This is a genomic window from Nitrogeniibacter mangrovi (assembly GCF_010983895.1).
In the GTDB taxonomy this organism is placed as follows: domain Bacteria; phylum Pseudomonadota; class Gammaproteobacteria; order Burkholderiales; family Rhodocyclaceae; genus Nitrogeniibacter; species Nitrogeniibacter mangrovi.
Genome location: NZ_CP048836.1, coordinates 3,138,605 through 3,156,605 on the forward strand (window position 1 = coordinate 3,138,605; position 18,001 = coordinate 3,156,605).

Here is an 18,001-nt window from a genome sequence, read left to right on the forward strand (position 1 = left end):
TGGACGCTCAGCGCTTGTCGACCAGGCTGCGCAGGTAACGCACCGGGATCGCGTAACTGATGCCCGAGGGCTTGCTCAGCACGTCTTCCTTGGTCTCCTTGACGAAGACCATGTTGACGATGCCGATGACCTGACCGGTCTCCGGATCGAACATCGGGCTGCCACTGTTGCCCGGGTAGGCCGTGGCGTCGAGTTGGTACACCGAAAACGCGCTGTTCGCCAGCCGATGGATCTGGCGCGCGTTCAGTTCGCGCGCGTTGCCGCGCGGAATGCTGATGGGGGTGATGGCGGAGATGATGCCGCGATGGGTCACCGGACGCAGACCGAGGGCGCTGCCGATCGGGAATCCGGTAAAGGCGACCGACTCGCCCTCTTCAGTCGGCCCTTCGGCGAGTGTCAGGGTCGGCAGGGGCGCACCGGCGGCAATGCGCAGCACGGCCACGTCGTGATCCGGATCGGTGCGCAGCTTTTCCACCCGACGCACGTTGATCCGGTCGCCCAGCGGCACCACAATGGCGAGAGATTCGAGTTTGTCGGTGTCGAGCACGTCGGGCAGGACATGCGCGTTGGTGGCGATGGTCAGGCCGTCCGCGACGGCAAAGCCGGTGCCGAGGAACCGGAACGCGGGGCTGCGGGTAGGCTGATAGGTGCCGACAGCCACCACGGCGGGCTTGATCTGACGGATGGCCGCAGGCAGGTCGGCCCATGCGCAGTGCATCCATGCGACGCAGGCCAGGGCGATCAGCAGGCGTCGGCCCATGAGGAAACTCCGTTATTCGCTGGTCAGCCGCAGTTTCGTCATCAGGGGCGAAGCATCAACCACGCGGCTGTCATAGGGGTGGGTATCGCCACGATAATACCCCACAACCCGGTCCACATACGCGCGCGTCTCGGGAAACGGCGGCACCCCGCCGTAGCGCTCCACCGCCCCTTCACCGGCATTGTAGGCTGCAGCCACCAGGCGCACGTCCCCCTCGAAGTAGGCCAGCAGCCAACGCAGGTAGGCCAGCCCGCCGGCAATGTTCTGACGGGCATCGAAGGTGTCGCCGACCCGGAACCGGGCCGCCGTTTCCGGAATCAGTTGCATCACGCCCATGGCCTGCTTCGGCGACACCGCGTCGGGATTGAAGGCGGACTCGACGGCAGCGATGGCGAGCGCGAAGCGCGGCTCGATGCCGTAATCGGGCGCCATGTTCACCACCAGGCGGACGATCTTGCGGCGCGCGGGCGCCATGCGCGCGACGAGGCGGTCGATCAGACCGTCATACTGCTCCCACGCCGGCGCGTCGAGGCACGCCGGCACGGTGCCGACGTACTCGCCGGTATAGCGCTGCATGCGCGCCGCCTGGGTGTGGCCGAGCATGGCCGCCATGGCGAACAGGGTGCCGGCATAGGCGTCGTTGCGTGCCACGCCGCGGCCGTTGGCATACATCCAGCCCAGGCCGTACATGCCCTCCGCGTTCCCGAGACGGGCGGATTCGCAGTAGCACGCGGCGGCACGCGCCGGGTCGCGCTCGACGCCTTCACCGTGTTCGAAGGCCACGCCGCGACCGGCCAGATAGGCGGCCTGTTGCGCCATCGCAGCCTTCACGCGGGTCGCATCGGGCGACGGGTTTCGACCCTCCGCGGCGTACGCGGCCATTCCATGGAGCGCGGCCATGAGCAACAGCAAAAGCGCGCGCTTGCCGATCATGGCCCGCTGCCGGTCAGAGACGCCAGACGCGCGCGCCGCAACGCGCCAGCGCATCACGATCGAAGAAGGACTTGACGTCCACGAACACGCCATCGGGGGCGAGTCGGCCGGTCAGTTCGTCGAGGGGCATGTCGGCATATTCCTTGTGGGCGACGGCAGCGACGATGGCGGCGGCCTCGGGCAAGCGGTCCCAATCGACCAGATCGACGCCGTATTCATGGCGCGCCTCGTCCGCCTCGGCGACCGGATCGTGCACCAGCACCTTGCAACCGTAGCTCTCCAGTTCGCGAATCACATCGATCACCTTGCTGTTGCGCAGATCCGGGCAGTTCTCCTTGAAGGTTAGCCCGAGGACGACGACGTTGCAGCCCTTGATGCTGTGGCCGGCCTCGATCATCTGCTTGACCGTCTGCTCGGCCACGTACTTGCCCATGGTGTCGTTGATGCGACGCCCGGCGAGGATGACCTGCGGATGGTGACCGAGCATTTCGGCCTTGTGGGTCAGATAGTAGGGATCGACGCCGATGCAGTGCCCGCCGACCAGACCCGGACGGAAGGGCAGGAAGTTCCACTTGGTACCGGCCGCCTCGAGGACGTCGAGGGTGTCGATGCCCACCTTGTGGAAGATGACGGCCAACTCGTTCATGAGCGCGATGTTGAGGTCGCGCTGGGTGTTCTCGATCACCTTGGCCGCTTCGGCCACCTTGATGGTCGCGGCCGGATACACGCCGGCGGTGATCACCTCGCCATACATCCGCCGCACGATCTCGAGGGTTTCCGGGGTGTCGCCGGAGACGACCTTGACGATCTTGGTGACCGTACGCTCCTTGTCCCCCGGGTTGATCCGCTCGGGAGAGTAGCCGACGAAGAAATCCTGCTTCCAGGTCTTGCCCGAGGTCCGCTCCAGAATCGGGATGCACACGTCCTCGGTCGCGCCAGGATAGACGGTGCTTTCGTACACCACCACGGCACCCTGCTTGAGGTACTTGCCGACGGTCTCGGAGGACTTCTCGAGCGGCGTCAGGTCGGGCTGGTGCGCTTCGTCCACCGGGGTCGGCACGGCGACGACGACGAAGTCCGCCTCGGCGATCACCGCGGGGTCGGTGTGGCAACTCAGTTGCGTCGCGGCGCGCAGATCCTCGCGGCTGACTTCACCGGTCGGATCATAGCCTTCGCGATAGGCCGCGACCTTCTGCTCTGAAAGATCGAAGCCCAAGGTCTTGAATTTCTTGCCAAATTCGACGGCGAGGGGCAGGCCCACATAGCCCAGGCCAATAACGGCAACAGTGGTCACGGGTCGGATTCCTAATATCGATGGGTTGAATGAGCAAAGTGTCTTACAGGCCACCGCGCAGGGCGACAGCCTCGTCGTGCACCGAGGTGCCGACCGGGTAGTCGGTGACCAGCTGGTCGAGGATTTTACGCGCATCGTCCTTGCGCTTGGCGGCGATGTAGCCCTTGGCCAGATTGAGCTTCAGCGCCGGCGTCTTCGGCGCCAAGCTGACGGCTTTCTCCATCTTCGTGACTCCCGATGCCGCATCGCCGTGGCCGACCTCGATCATGCCGACCGTGTCAAGGATGGCCGCGCTCTCGGGGGACAGTTCGATGGCGCGCTTGCCGTAGCCCATCGCCCGAGGATCGCCCAGCTCGTTCGCCACCCAGGCAAGGTTGTTGAGGATGCCGGCCCGGTTGGGCTCCAGTTCATCGAGCTTCTGATATTGCGCAAACGCTTTGTCCAGCTGCTTGCGGGACAGATAGTAGTCGGCCATGTAGGCGGTGACCTGGGTATCCTTCGGCGACTTCTTCAGCCAGTCCGCCATCAGTTTTGCCGCCTCGTCCGTACGCTGGCTCCGGCTCAAGGCGTCATGCAGCTTGATGAGCGTCGCCGAGCTGGGCGCGGTCTCGTGCGCCTTGCGGAACATGGCGAGCGCCGCATCGCCGTCCCCTTTGGCGGTGAGCACATCGGCCTCGAACAGGTAGCCCTGCGCCAGTTTGGGCGCGGCCTTCTGCAACTGGCGCGCGGTATCCACGGCCTTGCCATACTGCTTGTTCTTGACGTACTGGCCGATCAGGAAGCGATAGGTCTCGACGTTGGCGGGATTGAGCTCGAGCGACTTTTGCAGGGCCTCGACGGCCGCCCGGCCGTCGCCGGACATCTGCAGCACGCGACCGAGATCCAGCCACGCGCCGGCATCTTCGGGCCGGGTGTCCACCCATTTGCGGAAGGCCGTCGCGGCCTGCTCGAGGTCGCCGTTCGCCATCAGGGCCCGGCCCAGCATCTCCTGCACGGCGGGGTTCGTCGGTTCGAGTGCCGCGGCGTCGCGAACCATGGCCAGGGCCTCGGTGCGCGCATTGGTGCGCAGCATGAAATCGGCCATGCGCAGTTTCGGGGCCGCCTGGTCGGGCGCGGCATCGACGGCACCCTGGAGGTATTGCTTCACCTTCTCGGGATTCTTGTCGGTGGCTTCCTCCAGTTGCGCGAGGGCGAAGTAGACATCGGGCCGCTGCTTGTTGCGCGCGAGCATGTCGGTGAACAGCTTGCGGGCCGCAGGAACATCGCCTTTCTTGACCTCGAGGCGCGCCAGGTTGGTCGCCGCCGGCAGAAAGTCGGGGTCGACCTCGAGCGAGCGCCGGAAGGCCTTCGCCGCCGCCTCGGGATCGCCCTTGCCGAGCATGATGCCGCCGCGCAGGTTGTAGGTCAGCGGATTGTTCGGCAGCTTCTTCTCGAGCGTCTCCTGGGCCTTGAGGGCCTCGTCGAACTTCTTGCCGAGCAGGAGCACGGTGATGCGCGCGAAGTCCGGGTAGGTCTGCTTTTCGTCCAGCGAACTGGCGGTGCTCAATTCCTCCAGACCCTTGTCCACCTCGCCCGAGGCGAGCCGGGTGATGGCCAGCCGGGTCAGGGCGCGGGCATCGTCCGGCGCACGCTCGACCTGGCGGCCGAAGAACTCCGCCGCCTTGTCGAGATTGCCTGCGAGCAGGTTGGCCTGACCAGCCAGGCGCAACACGTCGGGAGAATCAGGCATTTTCTTCAGCAAGGGCTCGAGCGCTTTGAGCGCACGCTCCGCATCGCGCTGGGCGATGAAGGACATCACCAGCCAGCGGCTGGCGACCGGATTGCCCGGCGACACCTCAAGCACCTTGTTCAGGTTCGCCTGGGCCTGCAGCTGATCGTTGAGACGGTAGAACACCGCACCGGCGAGCAGGCGGGCCGGCATGTAGTCCGGGGCCTTGCCGATGACTTCCTGCACCGCGTCCCGCGCCGCCTCCAGCTTGCCGGTGCGAAAATCCAGATAGGCCTGCAGGTACCACACCGCCGGCGATTTGCCGACCGCCTTTTCCATGGCCGCGAGTTCCTGTCGCGCCTCGTCGACCCGGTTGGTCTGCAGCAGGGTCGTCACCACCGGCACGTAGAGCTGCTGCTGCTTGGGCGCCAGACCAATGGCCTTGTGGAAGGCCGCCATGGCCCCGTCCGCATCACGCGCCCCCAGCAGGGCATTGCCCTTGAGCTCATAGGCATCGACCAGATCGGGGCTCTCGGCGATCACGGCATCGATCATGCGCACGGCTTCGTTGAAGTTACCGGCCAGCGCCTGCAACCGCGCCAGACCGACCTTGGCATGGGCATTGCTGGGGTTGGCCTTGATGGCCGCGCGGTAGTCACGCTCCGCTTCACCGCGCTTGTCGCGCGAGCGCGCGTCTCCGAGCACGGTCAGCAACTTGGACAGCTCGACCGGATCCTTGAGCGAGGTGCTCGAGTAGGTCTTGATGACCTCCTCGCGCTGCCCCTGCGCGATCAGCGCACGCGCGAGCATCGGAATCGCATCCTCACCCTGATAGCCGAGGCTGATGGCGTGGCGCAGCTCCTTGGCCGCATCGGCCATGTCGCCACGCTCGAAATAGATCTTGCCGAGCAGGTAGCGCGCCTCGGTCAGCTCGGCGTTCTTCTGCAAAGCGTTCTTGAGCTGAATGACCGCCGCGTTGTAGTCCTTCTTCTGGATATAGTCCTGCGCCGACTTGACCATGTCGTCCGGATTGCCGCCACAGGCGGTGAGCAGCATCCCGGCGAGGATCAGGGGCATCACGCGGGCGGCACGGGACAAGGGCTTCTTCGATGAACGCTTGCTCACAGTCAGGCTTCCTTCTTGATTCCGAATCGGTTCATGAGGTCGTACAGGGTCGGGCGGCTGACGCCCAGCACTTCGGCGGCGCGCGCGATATTGCCGTTGACCCGCGACAGGACGTTGGCGACCGCGGCCCGCTCGGCCGCTTCGCGTACCTGGCGCAGGTTGAGCATCTCGAGTGCCTCGTCGGGCGCGGCCAGACCCAGGTCTTCGGCCGTGACGCGGTTGTCCTCGGCCATGATGACTGCACGCTTGACGCAGTTCTCCAGCTCACGAACGTTGCCAGGCCACCGGTGCGCCTCGATGGCGCTGACCGCATCGTCGGACAGGCGCATGGTGCCGCGCCCGTTCTCGGACGCGAAGCGCTGCACGAAGGCGTGGGCCAGCAGGCTGGCATCCCCCGGCCGATCCCGCAGGGGCGGGATGTCGATCACGATTTCGGCCAGGCGGTAGTACAGATCCTCGCGGAAGGCGCCGGTTTCGATGAGGCGTTTGAGATTCTGATGGGTCGCGCACACCACACGCACATCGACCGGAATCTCGCTGCGTCCGCCGATACGCTCGATGACCCGCTCCTGAAGGAAACGCAGCAGCTTGGCCTGCAAGGGCATGGGCAGATCGCCGATCTCGTCGAGGAACAGCGTCCCCTTGTCCGCGGTCTCGATCTTGCCGGGGGTCTGCTTGACCGCGCCCGTGAACGCGCCCTTTTCGTAGCCGAACAGCTCCGCCTCGAGCAAGGTGTCGGGAATCGCGGCGCAATTGATGGCAACGAAGCGCTCCTTGGCGCGCGACGACAGGGTGTGCAATCCGCGGGCGAGGACCTCCTTGCCGGTGCCGCTCTCGCCCAGCAAGGCCACGGTGACATTGTGGGCCGAGGCCACCTTCTCCACCGTCCGGCACACCTTGAGCATGCCGGCGTCCCGAGTCAGCACGCCCTCGAGGGCCGCGCCGCTGGCCGCCTTGAGGCGGGTATTTTCGCGCTGCAGATCGTAGAGCCGGAAGGCACGGTCGATGGTCAGGGTCAGCAGCTCGGGCTCGAAGGGTTTGGCGAAGAAATCATACGCACCCAGACCGACCGCTCGAACCGCATTCTCACGGTCATGCTGGCCGGTCAGCACGATCACCTTGGTATCGGGCGCCAGCGACAGCATCTCCTGCAGGAGTGCAAAGCCCTCGCTCACGCCATCGGGATCGGGCGGCAGCCCGAGATCCATGGTCACGACCGGCGGCTCGTGCCGGCGCAGCTGCGTGATCGCGCTTTCGCGATCGCTGGCAAGAACGGTCTCGTAATCGTCGAACGCCCAGCGCATCTGCTTCTGCAGCGCCGGGTCGTCCTCGACCACCATCAATGTACGTTGTTTGTCGCTCATGAATTCGCTTCGGATTGCGCCGGGTCCGCCGGTCCGGTCGTGGGCAACATCAATTCCATGGTGGTCCCGACCTTCGGGGTGCTTTCGACGACGATATCCCCGCCCAGCTCGCGCACGTACTGGCGCGCTTCGAACACCCCGATACCCATGCCACTGGCCTTGGTGGTGTGGAACGGCTTGAACAGCTGGTCGCGCACGAATTCGGGAGTCATGCCACTGCCGGTATCACTCACGCGGATGATCGCCCGATCCTCTCCCGCGCTGCTCAAACATGCACTCACCATACCATCGTCGTCGGTCGCGTCGAGGGCATTTTGCACGATATGCCCAACGACTCGCTCCAGGCGCTCGGGGTTGGCGCGCACCCACACCGGCGCCTCGGGGACGGATACGTCCACCGCCGGCCGATACTGGCTGCGATGCGACGCGATCCGGGCCAGCATCTGGCCCAGTTCCACCGGGCGATCCCGGTCGATGGCGGTCTTCTTCTGCAGCTGCTGCATCAGATCGCGCATCTTGTGTTCCACATGCGCCACCGTCTCCAGCATGTCCGCCTGGAACTCGGGGTTGTCCTTGTATTTTTCCGCATTGCGCAACATCAGGGACAGCTGGGCCACGAGATTCTTGAGGTCGTGAACCACGAAGGCCGACATTCGATTGAACGCATCGAACTTGCGCGCCTCGATGAGTGCCTCGGCCACCTGCATGCGCGCCAGATAGCTGGCGGCCTGGCGCTGGGCCGTCTTGAGCAGGTCGAGCACCTCCCAGTTGATCTCCACCGGCGTGCGCGGCGCCAGCAGCACCACGAAGCCGATCAGGTCGTCGCTGGCGATGAGCGGCACCACGAGCCAGGCGTCCGGCAGCTCGGACAGCCAGCGCGGCGGTCGCAGCGCACCGTAGGTCCCCGGCCGGATGCGGAATTCCTCGAGATTGAAGATCCAGCCCTCGCGTGCGAGAAATCGGCACAGCGCGCTATCGGACGGTTCGGTGGCCTCCGCCTCGGGCATGTTCAACCGTGCCCGCAGCGTCATCTGCCCGCCGCCGCCATCCATCCACAATCCCCCGCCGGCGCTCTCCACCAGGTCGGCCAGGGCCGCAATGGTGGCCTGCCCCAGATCGTGCCCGCCCTCGCCGGCATCCAAGGCGCGGGTAAACTTCAGCCATTCGGCGCGGTAATCGTATCGATACGGAAACAGGTGCTTGTTGATGAACACCCGCAGCCGCGCCCGCTGCGCGCCGGAGAAGGCAACCACGCCGAGCACCACTGCGCCGGTGAAGAACAGCGCGATCTGCAGCGCGCGTCCCCAGTCGCCGCCGAAGTAACGCACGTAATACCCTGCGGCGGCCACGACGAGGAGGTACACCCCCGAGACCGCGAGCGCGGTGGAATGGAACACCAGCTCCCGGGACACCGACAGGCGGATCGCCCAGCCCGGCACACGTGCGGCGGAAATGGCGATCAGGGGCAGCACCATGGCGTGTACCAGGCCCCGGATACTCCAGATTTCAGGATCGATGCCGCCGAACAGGAACGCGTCGGCGAACAGGTACAGATCGAACACCGACGTCGCCGCAATGGCCAGACAGAACGGCTTGAGCCCCCACCGCGACTCGGCGGGCAGCAATCGATACAGCTGCTCGACGAGCACCAGCGAGAAGACCGCGGCGAACAATTGCGCCAGGATGCCGAGACGGGCCGGGTCGCCCAGCGCGGCAATCCCGAACGCGGCGAGCAGCAGGGTGACGAAGCGGACGCCGATCACCCCGATCGTCACGCGCCGCGGCCAGCGGCGGCGGCTACCGTCGATCTGGCGCACCAAGCCGAGGGTGAACCACAACCAGGCACCGTCCCGCAGCACCGTCGCCAACCCCTGAAGCAGGGCACCATAGCGCAGCCCCGAACTGGCGAACACACTGGTCACGCACCACAGCGTGCTGGCAGCCAGGGCCAGCAGCAGCATGTTGCCGGCCCCCTGACCACGCCGGGCCGCCGCCACGTACAGGCCAAAAAGGAAAAACGCCACGGCCGCAAGGGCATACCCCCAGACGGCCACATGCGTCAGTTCAGCGACCATGGATCATCTGCGCGGACCGGCCTCCAGCGGAGCAGCGATGGCGCGCGAAGACGGCCGTCTCACTGGGCGCCTTCACCCGTGAGCACCACCCGCACCGTTTCGGCCAGCACGACCAGATCCAGCAACAGCGTATGGTTCTTCACGTAGTACAGATCGTACTGAAGCTTCTGTACCGCATCATCCACCGACGCGCCGTACTGGTATCGCACCTGCGCCCAGCCCGTCACGCCCGGTTTGACACAGTGACGCACGGCATAGAAGGGAATTTCGGAGGTCAGCTGGTCGACGAAATAGGGACGCTCCGGACGCGGCCCCACGAGGCTCATGTCCCCCATGAGCACGTTGAACAGCTGGGGCAGCTCATCGATGCGCAGCTTGCGGATCAGACGGCCGGTGCGCGTGATGCGATCATCGTTGGCAATGGCCCACTTGGGTTTGCCATCCTTCTCCGCATCGGTGCGCATGCTGCGGAACTTGGTGACCTTGAACTGGCGACCGTTCTGGCCGACACGGATCTGGCGGTAGAAGATCGGCCCGCCATCCTCCAGCAGGATGGCCACCGCGGTGACGAGCATCACCGGCAGGGCAAGCACCAGCAGGACGGACGAGGCGACGAGATCGAAAAAGCGCTTCACCACGGTGCGCGTCACCCCCTGACGAAAACCTTCACCGTAGATCAGCCAGCTGGCGCGCAGGGAATCGATGCGCACCTGCCCGCGGGCGCGCTCGAAGAAGGACGACAGATCGAACACCTTGACGCCGCGCATCTTGCAATCGAGCAGTTCGCGCAACGGGAGCACACCACCGCGACGCTCGCGCACCGCCACGATGATCTCGTTGACGTTCTCCTGGTCGATGATGTCCAGCAACTCCCGCCCACGGAAAACCTGGTCCGCATTGACCGCCACCGGCTCGTCGTTGCCCAACGGCATGAACCCGATGATGCGCAACCCCCGCAACGACGGATCGTGCAGCGCGCGATCGACCGACTCCGCCTCCGCACCGGTTCCCAGCACCAGCACCCGACGGGTCAGCACGGCACTCATCGGGCCGCGGTTGGAGAAGGCACGCACCGCCAGGATGAGGCCGAGCACCAGCACCACCGACACCTCGACCGCCTCGGAAGCGAACTCCCCCCAGGGCAGCACGCTGAACACGGCGTAGGCCACGGGAATGCTCACCACGACCCCCACCAGAATGCGTGCCACGACATCCTTGAGACGCTGCCCCGCGACGGGACGGTAGAAACCGGTCGCGCCGTTGAGCACCACCATGGCGATGGCGAAGCACAACGCCGATGGCAGGACCGTGCGCCAGGCACCGATCCCGTCGCTCGACTGCAGCAGGACCGCGGCCATGACGCCGACGAACAGGATCAGCGCATCGACGATGAGCTGAAACAGGGTATGCGTCGGAAAATAGTGACTGAAGATCTTCAGCATGGCTCCACTCGGCTCTTATCGGGGCGGCGCGGAAGCTGTCCACGACCGCCGGTTATCGTTGTTCGATGCCTACGATACCCGACGGACCATGAAGGCCCCGTGAAGCACATCACAGGAGCATGATGGGCCCGGTCCACACGGATGGCAAACCCTGATCGCAATTAAAACAAACGTTCAATTTCAACGGCTTGAATACCGAGTGGGCGGGAACGTGAAATTGCCCGCCCCATGCCGCCCCGGCCCGGTACCGGACGGGTGGCGCCACGGCGGCCGCCATTTAACACCATCGCCATATGGCATTTCAATAGACGCGAGACCGAAGCGGCACCGCAACCACCCGAACAGCATCATGAATGCCCGGCCGGGCTGACCGAATCGACCGTCAGGGCATGGGTTTTCCACATGGCGCAGCCTTGGGTTTGCTGCTACCGTGACGGCACCCATTCGCCCAAAGCGGCCCTACAGCGGAATAGCATGACCATGGACGCCCGGCGGCTGTCGCCCATCGATCATATCGACCACGTCCTTCTCGACACCTTCATCCAGAAGTCGCTCCCAGGCATCCTGGCGCCACTGCAACGCACGCTTGCGGCGCGCTTGCCGCATCCGTGCCAATTGCAGGTGCTGTGGCTGGCCCCGGACCGGGCGGAGATCACCGCCCGGATCGATCCCGCTGGGCACCGAAACGCACATGCCCCCTGCCCGGTTGACGACAGCCCCACCCTGCGCCACGGCATCGAACAGGGCAAGGCGGTGCACCAGCCAAGCCTCGACGACCCGCTCATGGCCTGGGCCGGCGGCGATGAGTGCCAGCCCCTGGTGTGCTTTCCGCTCCGCCACGGTCAGCACTGCATCGGTTTTCTGCTGGTGATGCATCACATGGGCAAGCCGCCGAGTGACCCGGCGCAGGCGGAACTGCTCGCCTGGTTGCCGATGATGGCCACCCTGCTCATGCACGAGATCGACGCCATCCACGGCCTGTTCGGCGCGGTCCGCTTCGCACGCGACTTCGCGCTCATGCGGGACACGGAGACCGGTCAGCACCAGCTTCGGCTGGGCGGCTATGTGGATCTGCTCGCCTCGGCCATGAGCCAGGCCCACGGCCTCGCCGACGGCTTCGCCCAGGAGGTTGCGCTGTACGCCCCCCTGCACGACATCGGCAAGATCGGCATACCCGACGAGATCCTGCTCAAGCCCGGCGCCTTCGACGCCGAGGAGCGGGAGCGGATGAAGGCCCACGTGACCAACGGCACAGCCCTGATCGACCGCCTGATCGAGGATTTCGGCCTCGCCAACAACCCGCGTATCGACGTGTTGCGCAGCGTGGTGGCCTGGCACCACGAATATCTCGACGGCAGTGGCTATCCGGAGGGCCTGTCAGGCGACGCCATTCCCCTGGCGACCCGCATCATCACCGTGGCGGACATCTTCGACGCCCTGACCAACCTGCGCGCCTACAAGAAACCCTGGTCGATCGACGAAGCCTTCGACCTGCTGCGCAAGATGGCGGGCAAGCAGCTGGACCGCGAGTGCGTGCAGGCCTTCATCAGCGAGCGCAAGCGCATCACCGGCATCTGGGAACATTACGCCGCCCACGGCGCCTGAGCGCCCGGCAGCCGGTCAGCGGACGCCCAGCCCCTCGGCCAGCGCCGCGCCGATGACATCCACGGCCTGATTCGCCTGCGGGAAGTACCCCCCGAGGATCGCGAAGCCGTGGACCATGCCGGCGAATTCCCGCTCGACGACCGCCCCGCCCTCGGCGCGCACGCGCGCGGCAAAGGCCTTGCAGTCATCGGTCAGCGGATCGCACTCGGCCGTCACCATCACCATCGGTGGCAGATCGGCCAGGGATTCGGCGCACATGGGCGAGGCGCGCCAGTCCGAGGCCGTGCCTGCGGGCAGATAGCGGGAGAAGAACCAGCGCAGGGATTCGCGATCAAGGAAGTAGCCGTCGCCGTAGGTCGCGCGCCCGGGCCGGTCGCTCTCGATCTGGGTGCACGGATAGATCAGCGCCAACTGCCTGAGCGGGGGCGAGGCGTGGCGCTCGCGGCGCGCAATGGCCACGGCAAGACTCAGGTTGCCACCCGCACTGTCACCGCCCATGGCCACCCGCGCCGGGTCGATCCCGAGCAGATCGGCATGCTCGATCGCCCAGTCCACCGCCAGATCGGCATCCAGGAAGCCCGCGGGGAAGGGGTGCTCGGGCGCCAGACGATAGTCCACCGACAGCACCGCCACGCCAGCACCGTTGGCCAGCTGGCGGCAGAAGACATCGTAGCTTTCGATATCACCGATGCACCAGCCACCGCCGTGGCAATACACCAGCAACGGGAGGATATCGGCGGACGCCGCCCGAAGGGGCCGATACAGCCGCGCCATGAGCACGCTGCCGTCCGCGCGCGGCACCGGCACATCGGTCACCGACGCCACCGCCGGGGCATCCGGGCGCAAGGCGAAGGCCAGCTTTTCGAAGGAGCGTCTGGCCTGGTCTTCGTTCAGGTCATGAAAGCGCGGCGCGCCGACACGATAGACCATGTCGAGCAGCCCCTGGGCTTTGGGATCGAGCGGCACGCGAAAGGACTCCGTGGCCGTGGCACCACCGGTGGCGGAACACGGCATGACACTTGGCAAGATAGCTGCGCGACGGCTAAGATTGCGGGCTTTTCGCCCGCCTCGCGCTGGTGCCGGGAGAGGGACTCGAACCCTCACGATGTTACCATCGGCGGATTTTGAATCCGCTGCGTCTACCGATTCCGCCACCCCGGCCGGCGTAGCCGCGCATTATCGCCAAAAGCCGGACGTACTTCAAGCGCATGAACCTCACGCTGGACGACTTCGATTACCCCCTGCCGGACCGCCTCATCGCCCAGGCGCCGCTGCCCGAACGCAGCGCCAGCCGCCTGCTGGTGGTCGATGGCGACGCCCTGGTGGACGAACACGTCACCGACCTGCCCGCCCGCCTCACCGACCGGGATCTGCTGGTGCTCAACGACACCCGCGTGATCCACGCACGCCTGTTCGGCCACAAGGCCAGCGGCGGCCAGGTGGAGGTGCTCATCGAGCGCCCGGTGGGCGAGCACGAGGCCATCGCCCAGGTGCGCGCGAGCAAGTCGCCCAAGCCGGGTAGCCGGATGCGCCTGGCCGACGCCTTCGAGGTGGAGGTACTGGGCCGCCAGGGCGACTTCTTCCACCTGCGCTTCCCCACCGACCGCAGCGTGGTGGACTACGCCGAACAGTACGGCGCCCTGCCGCTGCCGCCGTACATCGACCGCGCCGCGGCCGCCGCCGACGAAACCCGCTACCAGACCGTCTTCGCGCGCCACATCGGCTCGGTGGCGGCGCCCACCGCCGGCCTCCATTTCGACGACGCCCTGCTCGAACGCATCCGCGCCCGGGGCGTGCGCACCGCGACGATCACCCTGCATGTGGGCGCCGGCACCTACCAGCCGGTGCGGGTGCAGAACCTGGCCGAACACCGCATGCATCGCGAGCGCTACATGATTCCGCCCGAAACGGTCGAAGCCATCGCGCAGACCCGTGCCCGCGGCGGCCGCGTGGTCGCGGTCGGCACCACCAGCCTGCGCGCGCTCGAATCGGCCGCTGCCGGCGGCCCGTTGCGGGCCGGCGGTGCCGAGACCGAGCTGTTCATCACCCCGGGCTACCGCTTCGCCGTGGTCGACGCGCTGCTCACCAACTTCCATCTGCCCAGATCCACGCTGCTGATGCTGGTGTCCGCCTTTGCCGGCGTCGCCCCCATCCGCAGGGCCTATGCCCATGCGGTCGCGCAGGAGTACCGATTTTTCAGCTACGGCGACGCCATGTTCCTCGCCCGCCGCACGGACGCCCCATGAGCCTCACCTTCGAACTGCTCACCACCGACGGCGCCGCCCGCCGCGGCCGCCTCACCCTGAACCACGGCGTGGTCGAGACTCCCGTGTTCATGCCGGTGGGCACCTACGGCACCGTCAAGGCCATGACCCCGCAGGCCCTGCACGAGATCGGCGCGCAGATCTGCCTGGGCAACACCTTCCACCTGTGGCTGCGCCCGGGGCTCGAGGTCATTGCCAGGTTCGACGGCCTGCATCGCTTCATGGGCTGGGACAAACCCATCCTCACCGATTCGGGCGGTTTCCAGGTGTTCAGCCTGGGGGCGCTGCGCAAGATCAGCGAGGAAGGCGTGAAGTTCGCCTCGCCCATCGACGGCGCCAAGCTGTTCCTCACGCCGGAAGAGTCGATGCGCATCCAGCACGTGCTCAATTCGGACATCGCCATGATCTTCGACGAGTGCACGCCCTACCCGGCCACGCTCGATGAAGCCGCCCGGTCGATGCAGCTGTCGCTGCGCTGGGCAAAGCGCTCTCGCGATGCCTTCGATGCGCAGGAGAACCCCAACGCCCTGTTCGGCATCGTCCAGGGTGGCATGTACGAGCCCCTGCGAGACGACTCGCTGGCCGGGCTGCAGGACATTGGTTTTCACGGCTACGCCATCGGTGGCCTGTCGGTGGGCGAACCCAAGGACGACATGCAGCGCATCCTCGCCCACACCGCGCCGCGCCTGCCCGCCGACAAACCGCGCTATCTGATGGGCGTGGGCACCCCCGAGGACCTGGTCGCCTCGGTGGCCGCCGGTATCGACATGTTCGACTGCGTGATGCCGACCCGCAACGCGCGCAACGGCTGGCTGTTCACCCGCTACGGCGACCTCAAGATCAAGAACGCCATCCACCGCCAGAGCGAGGCGCCGCTGGACGAGACCTGCACCTGCTACACCTGCCGGCATTTCTCGCGCGCCTACCTGCACCACCTGCATCGCGCCGGGGAGATCCTCGGCCCCATGCTCAACACCATCCACAACCTGCACTATTACCAGGCCCTGATGGCGCAGTTGCGCGAAGCCATCGCCAGCGGCGGGTTCGCAGCCTTCCGCGCACGCTTCGCCACCGACCGGGCACGCGGCGCAACCCAGTGAATTACAAGCAACTGCTATACTGCCCGCCTTTCGAAGACAACCTGAACCGGAGTCCAACGTGCTGATTTCGAACGCCTATGCCCAAGCTGCCGGCGCAGCGGCCGAACCGACCAACGGCTTCCTGGGCCTGCTGCCCATGCTGCTGATGTTCGCGGTGCTGTATTTCGTCATGATCCGCCCGCAGATGAAGCGCGCCAAGGAACACAAGAACCTGGTCGAGGCGCTCGCCAAGGGCGACGAAGTCATCTTTGCCGGCGTGGTCGGCCGCGTCACCGCCGTCGGTGACACCTATGCCGAGGTCGAGGTCGCCGACAACGTGGTGGTCAAGATCCAGAAGCAGGCCGTGGCCAACGTGCTGCCCAAGGGCACCCTCAAGAGCATCTGAGACCCATTCATCGCGGGCGGCCTGGCCGCCCGCGCCACATCTGACGTCCTCCGAACCTCGCCGGCCCAGGCGCAACCGACATGAACCGCTACCCTCTCTGGAAAAACCTGATGATCATCCTCGTGCTGATCCTCGGGGCCGTCTATACCCTGCCCAACTTCTACGGTGAAGTCCCGGCCGTGCAGGTATCGTCCGGGAAAGCCACGATCAAGATCGACGCCACCATGGAAACCCGGGTCAAGAGCATCCTCGACGATGCCGGCATCCCGACCACCGGCGTGTTCCGTGACCCGAACAGCGTCCGGGTGCGGGTGGCCAACACCGACATCCAGCTCAAGGCCAAGGACGCCATCGAACACGCGCTGAATCCGGACGAGAGCGACCCGGACTATGTCGTCGCGCTCAACCTGCTGTCCGCCTCGCCCAACTGGCTGACCTCGCTCAACGCCCTGCCCATGTATCTCGGTCTGGACCTGCGCGGCGGGGTGCACTTCCTGCTCCAGGTGGACATGGACGCCGCGCTCACCAAGCGCATGGACGCCATCGCTGGCGACCTGCGCACCCTGATGCGCGACGAGAAGATCCGTCACGCCGGCATCCGCCGTATCGGCAACACCGTGGAGATCCGCTTCCGTGACGCCGAGCAGCGCGCCGCCGCGCGCGAGGCGATCGCCAAGTCGAACAACGACCTCCAGCTCGAGGAGCGGGATGACAGCGACACTCCGCGCCTGCTCGGTTCGCTGACCGCCCAGGCCGCCAAGACCCTGCGCGAGTTCGCCATCAAGCAGAACATCTCCACCCTCAACAACCGGATCAACGAGCTGGGCGTGGCCGAGCCGGTGATCCAGCAACAGGGCGCCGACCGCATCGTGGTGCAGCTGCCGGGCGTGCAGGACGTGGCCAAGGCCAAGAACATCCTCGGGCGCACCGCGACGCTGGAGATTCGCCTGGTGGACGACACCCCGGGACACCTCGAGGAAGCGCTGGCCGGCAAGGTGCCGTTCGGCACCGAGCTGTACACCGAGCGCGGCGGCCAGCCGCTGCTGGTGCGCAAGCAGGTGGTGCTCACCGGCGACCGCCTCACCGACGCCCAGCCCGGCTTCGACGGCCAGACCCAGGAACCGGCGGTGCACCTGACGCTCGACGCTGCCGGCGCGCGTATCTTCCGCGACGTGACGCGCGAGAACGTCAACAAGCGCATGGCCATCCTGCTCATCGAGAAGGGCAAGGGCGAGGTGATCACCGCCCCGGTGATCCGCACCGAGATCACCGGCGGTCGGGTGCAGATCTCCGGCGCCATGACCACCACCGAGGCCAATGACATCGCCCTGCTGCTGCGTGCCGGTTCGCTGGCCGCGCCGATGGAGATCATCGAGGAGCGCACCGTCGGCCCGAGCCTGGGCGCCGAGAACATCGAAAAGGGCTTCGATTCCACCCTGTGGGGTTTCCTCACCATTGCGGTGTTCATGAGTGCCTACTACATGCTCTTCGGCGTGGTGTCGGTGCTGGCCCTGTCGGCCAACCTGCTGCTGCTGGTGGCGGTGCTGTCGATGCTGCAGGCCACGCTCACCCTGCCCGGCATCGCGGCCATCGCGCTCACCCTCGGCATGGCCATCGACGCCAACGTGCTCATCAACGAGCGCATCCGCGAGGAATTGCGCAACGGCTCGAGCCCGCAGGCGGCCATCGCCGCCGGCTACGACCGCGCCTTCGACACCATTCTCGACTCGAACATCACCACCCTGATCGCAGGCATCGCCCTGCTGGTGTTCGGCTCCGGTCCGGTGCGCGGCTTCGCCGTCGTCCATTGCCTGGGCATTCTCACCTCCATGTTCAGCGCCATCCTGGTCTCGCGCATGATGGTGAACTTCATCTACGGCCGCCGCCGCAAGATCGATTCGCTGTCGATCGGTCAGGTCTGGAAACCCTCGGGGCAGTGATTGGTG

13 protein-coding genes and 1 tRNA gene are annotated in these 18,001 nt (G+C 66.1%); 5 read left to right on the top strand and 9 right to left on the bottom strand.

The genetic code is table 11. The annotated features are described in order from the left end of the window. Positions 1 to 7: 7 nt before the first annotated feature. The 7 genes from G3580_RS14580 to G3580_RS14610 all read right to left on the bottom strand — a co-directional run bounded on the left by G3580_RS14580 (position 8) and on the right by G3580_RS14610 (position 10,701). The gene (locus G3580_RS14580; protein ID WP_173766691.1) at positions 8 to 760 is read right to left on the bottom strand and encodes a S1 family peptidase; all 753 of its coding nucleotides are present in this window, start codon (positions 758 to 760) and stop codon (positions 8 to 10) included. Positions 761 to 772: 12 nt separating this feature from the next. Then, complete coding sequence (locus G3580_RS14585; protein ID WP_323847982.1) at positions 773 to 1,579, bottom strand: transglycosylase SLT domain-containing protein; 807 nt, start codon at positions 1,577 to 1,579, stop codon at positions 773 to 775. A gap of 127 nt (positions 1,580 to 1,706) precedes the next feature. Beyond that, positions 1,707 to 2,987 carry a nucleotide sugar dehydrogenase gene (locus G3580_RS14590; RefSeq protein WP_173766693.1) on the bottom strand — a complete coding sequence of 427 codons (1,281 nt, stop codon included), beginning with the start codon at positions 2,985 to 2,987 and terminating at the stop codon, positions 1,707 to 1,709. A gap of 43 nt (positions 2,988 to 3,030) precedes the next feature. Then, the gene (gene prsT, locus G3580_RS14595; RefSeq protein WP_173766695.1) at positions 3,031 to 5,820 is read right to left on the bottom strand and encodes an XrtA/PEP-CTERM system TPR-repeat protein PrsT; all 2,790 of its coding nucleotides are present in this window, start codon (positions 5,818 to 5,820) and stop codon (positions 3,031 to 3,033) included. A gap of 2 nt (positions 5,821 to 5,822) precedes the next feature. Further along, positions 5,823 to 7,184: a PEP-CTERM-box response regulator transcription factor gene (gene prsR, locus G3580_RS14600; protein ID WP_173766697.1), complete on the bottom strand. Its 1,362-nt coding sequence runs from the start codon at positions 7,182 to 7,184 to the stop codon at positions 5,823 to 5,825. Continuing rightward, a complete protein-coding gene (gene prsK, locus G3580_RS14605; protein ID WP_228720680.1) occupies positions 7,181 to 9,259 on the bottom strand; it encodes an XrtA/PEP-CTERM system histidine kinase PrsK in 2,079 nt (692 codons plus the stop codon). The genes prsR and prsK overlap by 4 nt, the downstream gene beginning before the upstream one ends. A gap of 59 nt (positions 9,260 to 9,318) precedes the next feature. After that, positions 9,319 to 10,701: a TIGR03013 family XrtA/PEP-CTERM system glycosyltransferase gene (locus G3580_RS14610; RefSeq protein WP_173766699.1), complete on the bottom strand. Its 1,383-nt coding sequence runs from the start codon at positions 10,699 to 10,701 to the stop codon at positions 9,319 to 9,321. 474 nt (positions 10,702 to 11,175) lie between these two features. Between G3580_RS14610 and G3580_RS14615 the strand changes: the two genes are divergently transcribed. Further along, the gene (locus G3580_RS14615) at positions 11,176 to 12,306 is read left to right on the top strand and encodes an HD-GYP domain-containing protein (protein WP_173766701.1); all 1,131 of its coding nucleotides are present in this window, start codon (positions 11,176 to 11,178) and stop codon (positions 12,304 to 12,306) included. Positions 12,307 to 12,321: 15 nt separating this feature from the next. Here G3580_RS14615 and G3580_RS14620 read toward each other — a convergent pair whose 3' ends face one another. Then, the gene (locus G3580_RS14620) at positions 12,322 to 13,272 is read right to left on the bottom strand and encodes an alpha/beta hydrolase (protein WP_173766703.1); all 951 of its coding nucleotides are present in this window, start codon (positions 13,270 to 13,272) and stop codon (positions 12,322 to 12,324) included. A 108-nt stretch (positions 13,273 to 13,380) separates the two neighbouring features. Continuing rightward, positions 13,381 to 13,467 (bottom strand) — tRNA-Leu (locus G3580_RS14625). A gap of 47 nt (positions 13,468 to 13,514) precedes the next feature. On the opposite strand from G3580_RS14625, the gene queA reads away from it, so the two are divergent. The 4 genes from queA (at position 13,515) to secD (ending at position 17,995) form a co-directional block, all read left to right on the top strand. After that, positions 13,515 to 14,552, top strand: a complete 1,038-nt coding sequence (queA, locus tag G3580_RS14630) for a tRNA preQ1(34) S-adenosylmethionine ribosyltransferase-isomerase QueA (protein WP_173766705.1) — start codon at positions 13,515 to 13,517, stop codon at positions 14,550 to 14,552. Beyond that, complete coding sequence (gene tgt, locus G3580_RS14635; RefSeq protein ID WP_173766706.1) at positions 14,549 to 15,670, top strand: tRNA guanosine(34) transglycosylase Tgt; 1,122 nt, start codon at positions 14,549 to 14,551, stop codon at positions 15,668 to 15,670. The genes queA and tgt overlap by 4 nt, the downstream gene beginning before the upstream one ends. Positions 15,671 to 15,728: 58 nt before the next feature. Next, a complete protein-coding gene (gene yajC / locus G3580_RS14640; protein ID WP_173766708.1) occupies positions 15,729 to 16,055 on the top strand; it encodes a preprotein translocase subunit YajC in 327 nt (108 codons plus the stop codon). Between the two features lie 80 nt (positions 16,056 to 16,135). Then, positions 16,136 to 17,995: a protein translocase subunit SecD gene (gene secD / locus G3580_RS14645; RefSeq protein ID WP_173766710.1), complete on the top strand. Its 1,860-nt coding sequence runs from the start codon at positions 16,136 to 16,138 to the stop codon at positions 17,993 to 17,995. Positions 17,996 to 18,001: the final 6 nt, after the last annotated feature.

Coding starts and splice junctions, on each gene's coding strand:
- G3580_RS14580 (WP_173766691.1), bottom strand. CDS start 760: ATGGGCCGACGCCTGCTGATCGCCCTGGCCTGCGTCGCATGGATGCAC.
- G3580_RS14585 (WP_323847982.1), bottom strand. CDS start 1,579: ATGGCGCAACAGGCCGCCTATCTGGCCGGTCGCGGCGTGGCCTTCGAA.
- prsR (WP_173766697.1), bottom strand. CDS start 7,184: ATGAGCGACAAACAACGTACATTGATGGTGGTCGAGGACGACCCGGCG.
- prsK (WP_228720680.1), bottom strand. CDS start 9,259: ATGGTCGCTGAACTGACGCATGTGGCCGTCTGGGGGTATGCCCTTGCG.
- G3580_RS14610 (WP_173766699.1), bottom strand. CDS start 10,701: ATGCTGAAGATCTTCAGTCACTATTTTCCGACGCATACCCTGTTTCAG.
- G3580_RS14615 (WP_173766701.1), top strand. CDS start 11,176: ATGACCATGGACGCCCGGCGGCTGTCGCCCATCGATCATATCGACCAC.
- queA (WP_173766705.1), top strand. CDS start 13,515: ATGAACCTCACGCTGGACGACTTCGATTACCCCCTGCCGGACCGCCTC.
- tgt (WP_173766706.1), top strand. CDS start 14,549: ATGAGCCTCACCTTCGAACTGCTCACCACCGACGGCGCCGCCCGCCGC.
- secD (WP_173766710.1), top strand. CDS start 16,136: ATGAACCGCTACCCTCTCTGGAAAAACCTGATGATCATCCTCGTGCTG.